This window comes from Myroides fluvii (assembly GCF_009792295.1).
In the GTDB taxonomy this organism is placed as follows: Bacteria; Bacteroidota; Bacteroidia; order Flavobacteriales; family Flavobacteriaceae; genus Flavobacterium; species Flavobacterium fluvii_A.
On the sequence record NZ_CP039934.1, the window covers coordinates 3,597,383 to 3,610,415 of the forward strand.

At 38.4% G+C, this 13,033-nt stretch carries 12 protein-coding genes; 9 read left to right on the forward strand and 3 right to left on the reverse strand.

Features of this window, described 5'->3' with window-relative positions; genetic code table 11:
- The first annotated feature begins 776 nt into the window (after positions 1-776).
- The 7 genes from FBR08_RS15875 to FBR08_RS15905 all read left to right on the forward strand — a co-directional run bounded on the left by FBR08_RS15875 (position 777) and on the right by FBR08_RS15905 (position 7,149).
- Complete coding sequence (locus FBR08_RS15875; RefSeq protein WP_158963830.1) at positions 777-1,295, forward strand: c-type cytochrome; 519 nt, start codon at positions 777-779, stop codon at positions 1,293-1,295.
- Positions 1,296-1,312: 17 nt separating this feature from the next.
- Positions 1,313-3,271, forward strand: a complete 1,959-nt coding sequence (gene nosZ, locus FBR08_RS15880) for a Sec-dependent nitrous-oxide reductase (protein ID WP_158963832.1) — start codon at positions 1,313-1,315, stop codon at positions 3,269-3,271.
- Between the two features lie 79 nt (positions 3,272-3,350).
- Positions 3,351-3,959: a hypothetical protein gene (locus tag FBR08_RS15885; protein ID WP_158963834.1), complete on the forward strand. Its 609-nt coding sequence runs from the start codon at positions 3,351-3,353 to the stop codon at positions 3,957-3,959.
- A gap of 1 nt (position 3,960) precedes the next feature.
- Positions 3,961-4,398, forward strand: a complete 438-nt coding sequence (locus FBR08_RS15890) for a nitrous oxide reductase accessory protein NosL (protein WP_158963836.1) — start codon at positions 3,961-3,963, stop codon at positions 4,396-4,398.
- Between the two features lie 31 nt (positions 4,399-4,429).
- The gene (gene nosD, locus FBR08_RS15895; RefSeq protein ID WP_158963838.1) at positions 4,430-5,683 is read left to right on the forward strand and encodes a nitrous oxide reductase family maturation protein NosD; all 1,254 of its coding nucleotides are present in this window, start codon (positions 4,430-4,432) and stop codon (positions 5,681-5,683) included.
- Positions 5,667-6,365, forward strand: a complete 699-nt coding sequence (locus tag FBR08_RS15900; protein ID WP_158963840.1) for an ABC transporter ATP-binding protein — start codon at positions 5,667-5,669, stop codon at positions 6,363-6,365. Before nosD ends, FBR08_RS15900 begins: the two co-directional genes overlap by 17 nt.
- Position 6,366: 1 nt before the next feature.
- A complete protein-coding gene (locus FBR08_RS15905; RefSeq protein ID WP_158963842.1) occupies positions 6,367-7,149 on the forward strand; it encodes an ABC-2 transporter permease in 783 nt (260 codons plus the stop codon).
- A gap of 808 nt (positions 7,150-7,957) precedes the next feature.
- Here FBR08_RS15905 and FBR08_RS15910 read toward each other — a convergent pair.
- From FBR08_RS15910 to FBR08_RS15920, 3 genes are all read right to left on the reverse strand, one after another.
- Positions 7,958-8,548 (reverse strand): Crp/Fnr family transcriptional regulator, encoded by a 591-nt coding sequence (locus FBR08_RS15910; RefSeq protein WP_158963844.1) that lies wholly within the window; start codon positions 8,546-8,548, stop codon positions 7,958-7,960.
- 98 nt (positions 8,549-8,646) lie between these two features.
- Positions 8,647-9,186, reverse strand: a complete 540-nt coding sequence (locus tag FBR08_RS15915; protein WP_158963846.1) for a GNAT family N-acetyltransferase — start codon at positions 9,184-9,186, stop codon at positions 8,647-8,649.
- Between the two features lie 209 nt (positions 9,187-9,395).
- Positions 9,396-10,256, reverse strand: a complete 861-nt coding sequence (locus FBR08_RS15920; RefSeq protein WP_158963848.1) for an aminoglycoside 6-adenylyltransferase — start codon at positions 10,254-10,256, stop codon at positions 9,396-9,398.
- Positions 10,257-10,696: 440 nt separating this feature from the next.
- Here FBR08_RS15920 and FBR08_RS15925 point away from each other — a divergent pair, with 440 nt between their 5' ends.
- Positions 10,697-11,374, forward strand: coding sequence for a response regulator transcription factor (locus FBR08_RS15925; RefSeq protein ID WP_158963850.1), 678 nt, complete (start codon positions 10,697-10,699; stop codon positions 11,372-11,374).
- 1 nt (position 11,375) lies between these two features.
- Positions 11,376-12,650: a HAMP domain-containing sensor histidine kinase gene (gene porY, locus FBR08_RS15930; protein ID WP_158963852.1), complete on the forward strand. Its 1,275-nt coding sequence runs from the start codon at positions 11,376-11,378 to the stop codon at positions 12,648-12,650.
- Positions 12,651-13,033 lie beyond the last annotated feature (383 nt).

The following is a 13,033-nucleotide window of genomic DNA, read 5'->3' on the forward strand; positions in this document are numbered from 1 at the left end:
CTACCAGCAGCTCTCTTCTTCCTTTTCTGGATTTCTTCCTCATTTACCCGCAAAGGTAAAGCTCCCTTGTACTATAGGTATGGTGCAGATTTTACAAAAAGGAATAGACCAGATTGAAAAGAAGAAATCGGAGCGTAGTGAAAATCGAAACGTAGTGAAAATCGTAACGTAGTGAAAATCGTAACGTAGTGAAGATTCATCGAACTCCAAAACCAATATAAAATAGGTGAGATATATTCATCGAGCTCCAAAACCAATATAAAATAGGTGAGATAGACGATGAAACGATGAGAGGATGAGAGGATGAGATTTTCTAATTTAAGGATACATCTATTCTTTAAACGATAATCTGGCAAAAAAGCGAAATAGTTATCGGTTGATTGTTGTTTGTTGATTGTTGTTTGTTGATTGTTGTTTGTTGTTGAGATTTTCTGAGTAGGCATTTGTTCTTTAATCGAAAGAATTACACAAAAAAGCGAAGAAGCAAAAAAGCAACTTGCGAAATAGTTATCGGTTGTTTGTTGATTGTTGTTGAGATTTTCTGAGTAGGCATTTGTTCGCTAATCGAAAGAATTACACAAAAAAGCGAAGAAGCAACTTGCAAAAAAGCAACTTGCGAAAAAACAACTTGCGAAAAAACAAAACGCACACCACCACACCCTCAACAAAAAAAAGACCAATTCATCTTTTATTTACTCCTTTGTGATTTGAATCATAAAAAGCAGGTGTAAGAAGGCGGTAACTTTGGGTTAAAATAATATCTAAACTATATCAAGATGAAATCAAAAGTCCTATCATTTATGCTACTTGCAGGTTGTTTAACACTCGTATCATGTGGTGAAAAATCGGCAAAACCTAGGTCAGAAGAAAGTGTAACAACGAATGAGCGAAAAGTAGAAACGGCAACTCCTAGCCCATCGAGTTCAGCAAATGCGGCCAATGCACCTGCTTCTGAACGAATTGATTTAGTAAATAAAGGCAAAGGGCCAATCAAAACCTTGTTACTAGGTGATATTGATCAAGCCATGGCAGCAAAAGGCCAAGAAGTATTCAAAACCATGTGTACGGCTTGTCATAAAACAGACAAGAAGTTTATTGGACCAGCGCCAAAAGGCATTTTAGAACGTCGTACGCCAGAATGGGTAATGAACATGATTTTAAATCCCGAAAATATGATTGAAAATGATCCATTAGCACAAGATTTACTTAAGGAATTTAATGGTGCACCGATGGCGAACCAAAATCTTACAGAGGAAGAGGCTCGTGCCGTACTGGAATATTTTAGAACACTGTAACCTTAATACCATCAAGTATGAAAAAGTATATCACACTCAGTTTAGTGAGTTGTCTGGTTGGACTTACCTTCATCAGTTGCAACAAGTCCAAGCAAAATAATAAAGGAGCGCTTTCCTCCAATGCAGCGGAGAAAGTGTATGTAGCACCTGGAGAATACGACGAATATTATGGTTTCTTTTCAGGGGGATTTAGCGGCCAATTATCTGTATATGGATTGCCATCAGGGCGATTATTCAAAGTGATTCCCGTATTCTCTCAAGATCCAGAAAAAGGCTACGGCTATAGTGAAGAAACAAAACCCATGTTGATGACTTCTCATGGTTTTATTCCTTGGGATGATTCCCACCACCCGGATATTTCTCAAACCAATGGAGAATTAGACGGTCGATGGATTTTCATCAATGGAAATAATACACCGCGTATTGCGCGTATCGATTTGGAAGATTTTAGCACAGCCGAGATCATTGAAATCCCAAATAGTGCGGGAAATCACAGCTCGTCTTTCGTAACAGAAAATACTGAATATGTAGTGGCTGGAACCCGTTTTTCGGTTCCTATTCCACAACGCGATATTCCAATTAAAGAGTACAAAGGAAACTTTAAAGGAAGTTTATCCTTCATTAAAGTAGATCAACAATCAGGAGAAATGGATTTGGCCTTCCAGATTCAAATGCCTGGTTTCAACTATGACTTATCACACCCTGGGCGTGGTAAATCTCACGGATGGTTCTTCTTCACCACCTATAATACCGAAGAAGCACATAGTTTACTAGAAGTGAATGCCTCTCAAAACGACAAAGATTTTATTGCGGCAGTCAACTGGAAAAAAGCAGAAGAGTATATCAAAGCGGGAAAAGGAAAAAAAATGCCCGCGAAATATGCACATAATAAGTTTGACAATGCCACGCATATGGCCACGCACACCATGAAAGAGGAAGTGCTTATTTTAGATGCGAGTGAGTTTCCTGATTTAGTGTATTTATTACCTACGCCAAAATCACCCCATGGCTGTGATGTTGATCCATCAGGAGAATACATCATTGGAAATGGTAAACTTTCGGCCAACCTAACGGTACACTCTTTTACAAAAATGTTGGATGCCATCGAGAAAAAGAAATTTGATGGAGAGGCTTATGGTCTTCCGATTTTAAAATTCGAGGATGTATTAGCTGGTGTAGTAGAACAACCGGGATTAGGTCCGTTACACACTGAATTTGATGGCAAGGGGAATGCCTATACCACCTTCTTTATATCTTCGGAAGTAGTAAAATGGAAATTGGGCACTTGGGAAATCATTGACCGTAAACCAACCTTCTATTCTGTTGGACACTTGATGATTCCTGGAGGAAACTCAAGAAAACCAGATGGAAAATACTTGGTTGCCATGAACAAAATTACCAAAGACCGCTATTTGCCTGTAGGTCCAGACTTGAACCACTCGGCTCAGCTCTATGATATTTCAGGGGATAAGATGGAGTTATTACTTGACTTCCCGACCATTGGAGAACCGCATTATGCGGCCGCCATTAAAGCGGACAAGATCAAGGATAAGGCCCGACAGATTTATAAGCTAGATGAAAATAAACACCCCTACGCAGCTAAATCACCTGCCGAAACAAAAGTAACGCGAAACGGAAAAGAGGTACACATTTACATGACGATGATTCGCAGTCACTTTACCCCAGATAATATTGAGGGAATTAAAGTGGGCGATAAAGTGTATTTCCACGTGACCAACTTAGAGCAAGATTTTGACGTACCCCACGGAATCAGCATGTTAGGTGCCAATACAGCTGAACTCTTAGTTACTCCTGGAAAAACAGAAACTTTTGTATGGGAACCAAAACAAGTTGGGGTTTGGCCTTTTTACTGTACGGATTTCTGTTCGGCTCTGCATCAAGAAATGCAAGGTTATGTGCGCGTATCTCCTGCAGATTCAACACTTCCGCTTTCGTGGTCTTTAGATGATGAATAACAAGTTATACAAAGCCGCTTTTTAATTTTAATTCACAAAAGGACAGGCGTAAAACCCTGTCCTTTTTAAAAAGAAAAACATGAAAAAATCCTCTATTTTAATGATAGTGGGGGCTGGTTTACTCTTATCCCTATTCTATTTTCCGCTATGGAACATTGAACTTGGAGCTCCACAATATCCAATTCCCTTGGGAATGAATATTTATATTGATGGGATTAAAGGTGTAGGAGAATTTGACCTTCAAAACATTGATGGTTTGAATCATTATATTGGAATGAAAACCATCCCCAAACCTGAGCAAATGTGGGAATTTACCGTTTTCCCTCTTGTCGTGGCTTCCATGGCTATCCTCGGTATTGCCCTGGGTATTGGAGGATACTTCAATAAAGTAAAACCCTCTTTCTTTTTGGTTTGGCTTATTGTAATGGCTCTTTTAGGAATTGCAGGTATGTATGATTTTAACCTTTGGCTCATCGATTATGGCAGTGATTTAGATCCCCACGCCATCATGAAAATGGTAGATGCCCAAGGAAATCCCTTAACCTATGAGCCTCCCCTATTTGGGCATCGCAAAATTCTAAATTTTGATGCTTATTCTTATCCTCATCTTGGGGCTTACCTGATGGGATTGGGATTGTTGCTGACCTTCCTAGCTTTTGTGCTGGGAACTAAATCTAAAAAACAATAATATGAAACCATTCGCTTATTTTCTCCTTCTTGTACTTTTTGTTTCTTGTACCGTAAAAGTACAACCCATTGACTATGGCACGGATGATTGTGACTTTTGTAAAATGGGAATTGTCGATACTAAACACGCCGCTCAATTGGTCACCACCAAAGGCAAAAATTATAAGTTCGATGCCATCGAATGTATGTTGCATTATATCGAACAACAAAATCAACCCCTTACCGTATATCAGCATCTTTTGGTTGCCGATTTACTCAACCCTGGGGTGTTGATTCCAGCAGAGCAAGCTCATTTCATCATCTCTAAAAATATTCCGAGTCCGATGGGTGCCTTTTTATCTGCTACTAAAACCAAGGAACAAACCGCCAAGCTAATTGAAGAATATACCGGCGAACACTATACATTCGCTGCACTTCGTCAACAATTGTCTCATCATTAATTCTTACAAGCCCTCTAATCCCTTTACTTTTATGAAAAACACACTTAAAATTATATGCAGTATTATTTTACTTGTACATGGATGGGGAACAAGTGCTAAAACCATTACTGTTCATCCGAAAGGGACGGTAAACACCATTAAAAAGGCGATTGCCCTGGCGGAGGACTATGATCTGATTCTCGTAGAAGCTGGTACCTACAAAGAAACGGATATCCACATTACGAAACCCCTTACACTACTCAGCAAAAATGCGATTGTAGATGGCGAAAACAAAGGAGAAATCTTTGTCATTCAAGCGGATTATGTAACCATCAAAGATTTTACGATTATCAATGTTGGAACGAGTTACATCAAAGACTATGCAGCCATTCGCGTACGAGAAAGCAAACACTTTATCATTGAAAATAATACCATCAAAGATTTATTCTTTGGTATTTATCTTGAAAAATCAAAAGAGGGCAAAGTATTATCCAACAAAATTTACGGCAAAGCTAAGAGTGAGTTTAATTCAGGGAATGGAATTCAACTCTGGTATTGCAACAACATCGAAATTAAAAACAATTATGTAGAACGAGTTCGAGATGGAATTTACTTAGAGTTTTCTAATTTTTGTACCATACACAACAACATCAGTAAAAACAATGTTCGTTATGGACTACACTTTATGTTTTCTAACCATGATGTGGTTACGAATTGTTCTTATACCAACAATGGAGCTGGTGTAGCAATTATGTTTTCTAAATCCATGAAGATGAGTCACAATGTATTTAGTGACAACTGGGGATCTGCCGCCTATGGTGTACTGCTCAAAGAGGTCAATGACACGGAAATAAGCTACAATGTATTTAAAAATAATACGACGGCTATTAACATTGAAGGATCGAATCGCATACAATATACCCACAATGATTTTATCAGCAATGGATGGGCATTAAACTCAAGAGGGGCGAATTATCAGAACCTCGTGAATCACAATAATTTTTTAAATAACTCTTTTGACTTACTCTATCAGGGACAGCTCAACCAGAATAATTTTGATTCGAATTACTGGAGTAATTACACGGGCTATGACTTAGATAAGGATGGAATTGGCGATGTTCCCTATCGCCCGATTAAGCTCTTCTCCTACATTGTCAACAAAACGCCTGAGTCGATTATTTTTCTCCGTAGTCTATTTGTGGATATCATCGATTTCTCAGAGAAAGTATCTCCTGTATTTACGCCAGATAATTTAGTAGACAACCAACCTTTCATCAAACAAATTCAACATGATAACAATAACTAATTTACATAAGAGATTTGCAGATAACCAAGTACTTCAAGGGGTTGACCTCACTATTGACCAAGGGGTATTGGCTATTTTGGGTCCGAATGGAAGTGGTAAAACAACCTTGAACAAATGTATTCTATCGATGGTTTATCCCGATCAAGGAACGATTGAAATTAAAGGCCAAAATATAGAAAATCAATGGAAATATAGAAAAGACATCGACTATTTGCCTCAAATTGCCAATTTTCCAAACAACATTACCGTCATCGAACTTATTCAGATGATCAAAGATTTAAGGGAGGATAAAGAAAAAGACCACCAACCCTTGGTTGAGCTTTTTAAACTCACGCCTTTTCTAAACAAAAAACTCAATAAGTTATCAGGAGGAACTAAACAAAAGGTAAACCTCTTGTTGACGTTTATGTTTGACAATCCTATTCTGATTCTCGATGAACCTACAACAGGATTGGATCCAGCAGCTATGATTACCTTGAAGCAGCTCATCCTCAAGGAAAAACAAAAGGGAAAAACGATTCTAGTTACTTCTCATATTATGAGTTTCGTTGAAGAAATATCCGATCAAATTATTTTTATTCTCGAAGGGAAAATATACTTCAAAGGTACGATTGAACAGCTAAAAGAATCTACTCAGCAAGATACTTTTGAACATGCTATTGCTAATCTTTTAATCGATTAATATGCTTAAAATTCTAAAATATAGTTGTTATGACTTAATGCGCAGTAGATGGAGCTACTTCTATTTAGGCTTCTACTTGCTCTTGGGCTTCGTCTTGTTATTTTTGAATCACGATATTGGCAAGGCCATTATTACTTTAATGAATATCATTATTGTGCTCGTGCCGCTCATCAGTACGATTTTTGGCATCATGTACTACTATGATTCCAAGGAATTTACAGAACTTCTATTAGCATTACCTGTAAAGCGCTCCGCTATCTTTATTGGACAATACCTCGGTGTTGCCTTATCTTTATCGATGAGTTTATTAATCGGTTTGGGTATTCCCTTTATCTGTTATGGTCTGTTTGAATCGGATATCATCTTTGAGTTTCTCTCCCTTTTAGGCATAGGTGCTTTCTTGACTTTTATCTTTAGTGCACTGGCGTATAACCTAGGGTTGAGAAATGAAAACAAAATCAAAGGATTTGGCCTAGCCATCCTCTTGTGGTTGTTTTTAGCGGTAATCTACGATGGTATTTTCTTGAGTATCTTAATGGTTTTTGGCGATTATCCTTTAGAGAATATTGCGCTAATTGGAACCATCCTCAATCCCATTGACTTATCGCGTATTCTGATTCTACTCAAACTCGATATCTCTGCCTTATTGGGCTATACAGGGGCCGTATTTAAAAAATTCTTCGGTAGCAGTGCTGGGAGTCTTATTTCATTTTTACTCTTGTCCCTTTGGACCCTACTTCCTATTCTATTGATTTATGTAACGGGGAAAAAGAAAAACTTTTAAAGGGGAGGTTGGTTGTTCGTTGTTGGTGGTGAGAGGATGAGGTGATGAGATGATGAGGTGGTGAGGTGATGAGGTGGTGAGATGGTGAGGTGGTGAGATGATGAGGTGGTGAGATGATGAGGTGGTGAGGTGATGAGGTGGTGAGAGGATGAGGTGGTGAGGTGGTGAGGTGATGAGGTGGTGAGGTGGTGAGAGGATGAGGTGGTGAGAGGATGAGGTGGTGAGATGATGAGAGGATGAGAGGATGAGAAAATAAGAGGATGAGGTGATGAGCGGATGAGGTGATAAGAGGATGAGGTGGTGAGAGGATGAGGTGGTGAGGTGATGAGGTGATGAGGTGGTGAGATGATAAGGTGGTGAGATGATGAGGTGGTGAGATGATAAGGTGGTGAGATGATAAGGTGGTGAGATGATGAGGTGATGAGGTGGTGAGAGGATGAGGTGATGAGGTGATGAGCGGATGAGGTGATGAGGTGATGAGGTGGTGAGATGATGAGGTGGTGAGATGATGAGGTGATGAGGTGATGAGAGGATGAGGTGATGAGGTGATGAGGTGATGAGATGGTGAGATGATGAGGTGGTGAGATGATGAGGTGGTGAGAGGATGAGAAAATAAGAGGATGAGGTGGTGAGGTAGTGAGGTGGTGAGGCTGTAAACCGTAAACCGTAAACTGTAAACCGTAAACTGTAAACCGTAAACTGTAAACCGTAAACCGTAAACCGTAAACCGTAAACTGTAAACCGTAAACTGTAAACCGTAAACTGTAAACTGTAAACTGTAAACCGTACCCCGTACCCCATACATAACCTAAAAAAACAATTTCCCTTTTTTGATTCGAATTTGTTGTTTCACTTCAATCTCTTTGATGGTTCGAATGACGGTTTCCACGCGCAGACCAGTCATATCTGCAATTTGTTGTCTAGTCAAGTCAACCTGATATTCCTTTTGATTGCCGTTGCTTTGGTCTTTTATGTAATTGAGTAGCGTTAAAATGCGCTTTTCTGAATCATTAGAAGAGATCTCAGGTGCCATAATCGACTTATAGTACAAACGAGAAGAAAGGGCTTTAAGCATGTCAAAACAGCTCGTCTTTTCATTTTCTAACAACCAATAGAAGTCAGTTTTGCTAATCAACAACATACGTGTAGGTTGGAGCGTAACTGCATTGGCAGGATAATTCACCGAACAAAATAACGGTGGTTCACCAAAACTTTCTCCATCAGCAAACAGCCCTTGGATGAATTCCTTACCATCTTCATTGTAATTGTTCATTTTGACCTTTCCCTGTACAATTTGGTAGTAGTATCGCGGCTCTTCTCCTTGAGAAAAAATGGTTTCATTCTTGTCAAATTCTTTGATAAAACCTTGATAACGAAGTAAAATACTTGGATCGATCATAGTAAAGCAGTATTGAATATAAATACTACTAAATTTACAACTAATTTCAGGGATAATGACAAAAAAAGAGCGGTAATGGGATTATCGCTCTTTTCTATTTATTTTATCCTTTCAAAGGATGCTTGATCCAATCGATACCAATGATGAGGTTCACCGTCTAAATCAAAGGTTTCTATACGCGTAAATCCCAGTTTGGTCAAAATCTTATTTGAACCGTCATTGTCGCAATCTGCCATGGCAAATACCTCCTCAAAGCCCAACTGATTGAATCCGTAATCCAAACAAGCCATCGCTGCTTCGGTAGCAATGCCCATGCCCCAATACTTCTGGCGCAAACGATAGCCTAAATCGTGATAATTGACGTGGTTATTCGTCAGATCTGTAACAAATTTAAATCCCGTCCATCCAATAAAATCACCTGTTTTTTTATCTACCATCGCCCAACGTCCAATGCCATTATCCTTATATTGTTGGCGAATAAAATCAAGGACACCAACTACCTCTTCTCTACTCTGCACGGGGTGTTTGCCCAAATATTGATGTACTTCTGGATTGGAGTCCAAATCGAACATTCCCGCTACATCCGTAGGTAGTAGTTCTCGAATAAACAATCGCGGAGTTTCTATTATATGCTCCATATTCTTTGATTTTTAAAATTATTATGACTCGTTGCCTTACATCACAAGGAATTAACGAGGTAAATCCACAACAAAAATACAACAAAAAAGAAAGGTAAGGGAGGGGGGGATAGTTAGCGGTTTACAGTTAGCAGTTAACTGTTAAAATTCTCGATTAAAGAACAATTTGACTCTTCAGATGATTTCAACCGATAACCGATAACGGTTCATCACTCCTCCAAAGCATAGAGGGTGTCCACGAAATGACGAACACCCCTTGCCTCTTCTTTATTGTGGTGGAGATTCAGAGCATGCGCTACTTCTTGTTGGAGTTCCAGAAAGTAATCCATCATGACAAACAACGCTTGCCAATTGCGGATAATCGACGAATCACTATACGTTTGCAACAGCCTCTGATATTGAGGCTCTGTTAAATATTGCTGCATAAATTTACCTGATTTCCCTACGGAAACGGAAAAGTGATGCTGAGCACCAATACTCCAAGCAATCATCTCCATAAAAACAGGACGAACGACTGTTTCCAACATCTCTTTCGCATAGGTTACTTCACCTCGTTTCAAGCCCTTTGCCACATTGGTAATGCACCACCAAAATTCATTGCTAACCTCATTAAATTGACGTTGTGTAGGCCTTTGAACATGATAGTCTTTATCTGAAGTTGGTGCAATATCCTGAAACAAATAATCTTTATCGAGCCAAACAACAGTCAAACTATCCGATGTAAAATGAGTTTCTATTTTTTCTTTGGGAAAGAGCGTGATATCTAAACGAAACCCCTCCCTAAAAATAGTAAGGAAGGTAAAAGACACTTTTTCAATGGAATCGTCTTTCCCTAATTCCATTTCATCTGGCAACTGTTGCACTAATGGAGTTCCCAATGTTAACAACCAGGAACGATCTTCTAAAAAAGAATCCAGGGCATTCACCACCAATAAAAGATCAAAATCTTGATGAATATCTGCTTTGATATGTGAATTCGCCCTTGATCCATTGAGCAATACAGCGCGTATTCTACTGTCGTTAGAGGCTAGATCAAGGATTTTATTTTGAATATCGTCAGGATTGTACATGTAGGCAAATGTAAATTAGAAAATGAAGATACGAAAAAATGAAGGCAAACAACCGATAGCTTTTTTGTGTTTTTGTATTTGTGCTTTTTTGTCAACTCTTCTCTTGAAAAACAATTTGGCTCTTCAGATAATTTCAACCGATTACTGATAACCCATAACCGATTACTGAAATAAGAAAGAGAAGTAGGAAATTGGATAGTAGGTTAAGATGGTGAGAGGATGAGGCGTTTTGAACGTCCCTAAATAAGCATTTGTTCTTTAGTTGAAAGAATTTTGCGAAAAAGCACCTTACTAAAAAGCAAAAGAAAATAAGGTTGAAAATTCTCGATTAAAGAACAATTTGGCTCTTCAGATAATTTCAACCGATAACCGATAACTGATAACCCATAACCGATAACAGTTAACCAATAAAAAAGACTACCTTTAACTATAAAAAGACTATGAAAATCCTCCTTATAGAAGATGAAAAAGAGCTGCGTTCCATTATGAAGGAGTCTTTAGCAAAAGAGCACTATATAGTTGAAATGGCAGAAAACTACAAACAGGGAATAGAAAAGCTAGTGGGGTATGACTACGATTGTATCCTCTTGGATATCATGCTTCCCGATGGTAATGGCATAGATTTACTACGGGAAATCAAGCGAATGGAAAAAGAGGACTCGGTCATTATTATTTCGGCCAAAGACTCCATTGACGACAAAGTTCTGGGACTAGAACTAGGTGCGGATGACTACCTGACAAAGCCCTTTCATCTATCTGAATTACTCGCGCGTATTAAATCCGTCTTAAGGAGAAAAAATCAACATGGTTTTCAGAGTATTAAGTGGAACAACGTGGAAATATTCACAGATGAACGCACCGTTCTGGTAAATGGCAGTTCCATAACCTTAAACCACAAAGAATTTGAATTGTTGTACTACTTCATTGTAAACGCCAATCGATTGGTGACCAAATCTTCTTTGGTGGAACAAATATGGGGGGATAATATGGATGAGGCCGATAGCTATGATTTTGTATATTCACAAGTCAAAAACCTTCGAAAAAAAATGAAAACACACCAAGCGGAGGTCAATATACAATCCGTTTATGGCATGGGATATAAACTTGTACAGGAATAAGATGAAATTACACCATTATATGTTGGGCTATTTGTCTGTTGGAATCATCGTGGTTTTAACCGCTTGGGTTGGTCTTTTTTATGCATTTATGACAGATGAAGTCTATGATAATATTGACGATGGCTTAAAGAACAGCAAGACTGAAATCATCAAAAAAGCCTATAGCAACCCGCAGGTAGAGAGCTTTTTGCCGTTTGGCACGAATGGATTCCGCATTACCCCTTTAGAACCAGGTGAATACGCTAAAAAAAACGTCTTCAGTACAGCAATGATCTATATGGATGCCGACGACAATGACGAACCTGTTCGCATGTTAACCACTACCTTTATCGATCAAAAGGGAGACCCCTATCTGCTTGAAATTCGAACCTCTACTATTGAAGCAGATGACTTATTACGCGATTTTGGCTTAGCCGTATTTATCTTGTATCTCGCCTTGTTAGCGAGTATTTATATCATTAACCACTTCCTGCTGAAACGCGCCGTTTGGAGCCCCTTCTATCGTTTATTACACAACCTAAAAACCTATACCCTAGGCCAAAAAATAATTACCGCTGAAACACAAACCCCTATTAAGGAATTTGCAGATTTACAACGCGAAATAAACAAGATGATTGAACGCATTGAAGACATGGTCGAACAACAAAAAACCTTTGTCTCTAATGCCGCGCACGAATCGCAAACCCCATTAGCCATCATCAATAATAAACTCGAATTACTAGTAGAAGCAGAAGACTTAAGCGAACATCAAATCAATCAAATTCAATCCATTCACCAAAGTTTAACGCGCTTAATTAAGCTGAACAAATCACTTTTAATGCTCGCTAAGATTGAAAACAAACAATTTGTGCAATACCAAGAAGTGTATTTTAATCAAATCGCAAAAGATCTCGTAGAGGATTGGGAAGATATACTAACCTATAAAAATATCGAAATTGTTCTACAGGAGTTAGCTCCTTCTCGTAGTGTTCTCATGGACAAAGGCTTGGCCATAACCCTAGTGCAAAACTTGCTCAAAAATGCAATTACCCACAATATTCCTCAAGGCAAAATTGTCATTGAATTCCAGACCAATTCCTTTTCAATCAGCAATACAAGTATATGGAAAACACCTTTGGACGAAAAATTAATCTACAACCGATTTTATAGAAGTACCACCAATGAAGAGTCTACAGGATTGGGATTAGCACTAGTCCAAACGATTATCAAAGTTACACCTCCCCTATCTATGCACTACGAATACAACGGAATGCACTGTTTTAGCATTCGTTGGTAGTTTTTCAGTTATCGGTTAACAGTTATCGGTTAACAGTTGATTATCTGATTTAAGGAGATATTTTCTTTCATCCAAAATTCGCTTAATTGGTTTATTTGCTTAATCGGTTAAACCACCGAACCTTCCTAAACAGTTAACGGTTAACAGTTATCGGTTAACAGTTGATTATCTGATTTAAGGAGACATTTTTTTTATCCAAAATTCGCTTAATCGGTTAAACCACTGAACCCTTCCTAACTCATTAAACAAATCTCCCTTAATCGATGATCTTACGAAAACACAAAAAAACAAAAAAACAAAAACACAAAAAAACACCTCAAAAAACATTTCTCTGAGGTGTTCATACTTAACATTACATAAAATTGGTTACAAAAAGTTATCGC

Bases quoted from the DNA above. Each gene is read 5' to 3' on its own strand.
- FBR08_RS15875 (WP_158963830.1), top strand. From the start codon at position 777: ATGAAATCAAAAGTCCTATCATTTATGCTACTTGCAGGTTGTTTAACA.
- nosZ (WP_158963832.1), top strand. From the start codon at position 1,313: ATGAAAAAGTATATCACACTCAGTTTAGTGAGTTGTCTGGTTGGACTT.
- FBR08_RS15885 (WP_158963834.1), top strand. From the start codon at position 3,351: ATGAAAAAATCCTCTATTTTAATGATAGTGGGGGCTGGTTTACTCTTA.
- FBR08_RS15890 (WP_158963836.1), top strand. From the start codon at position 3,961: ATGAAACCATTCGCTTATTTTCTCCTTCTTGTACTTTTTGTTTCTTGT.
- nosD (WP_158963838.1), top strand. From the start codon at position 4,430: ATGAAAAACACACTTAAAATTATATGCAGTATTATTTTACTTGTACAT.
- FBR08_RS15900 (WP_158963840.1), top strand. From the start codon at position 5,667: ATGATAACAATAACTAATTTACATAAGAGATTTGCAGATAACCAAGTA.
- FBR08_RS15905 (WP_158963842.1), top strand. From the start codon at position 6,367: ATGCTTAAAATTCTAAAATATAGTTGTTATGACTTAATGCGCAGTAGA.
- FBR08_RS15910 (WP_158963844.1), bottom strand. From the start codon at position 8,548: ATGATCGATCCAAGTATTTTACTTCGTTATCAAGGTTTTATCAAAGAA.
- FBR08_RS15915 (WP_158963846.1), bottom strand. From the start codon at position 9,186: ATGGAGCATATAATAGAAACTCCGCGATTGTTTATTCGAGAACTACTA.
- FBR08_RS15920 (WP_158963848.1), bottom strand. From the start codon at position 10,256: ATGTACAATCCTGACGATATTCAAAATAAAATCCTTGATCTAGCCTCT.
- FBR08_RS15925 (WP_158963850.1), top strand. From the start codon at position 10,697: ATGAAAATCCTCCTTATAGAAGATGAAAAAGAGCTGCGTTCCATTATG.
- porY (WP_158963852.1), top strand. From the start codon at position 11,376: ATGAAATTACACCATTATATGTTGGGCTATTTGTCTGTTGGAATCATC.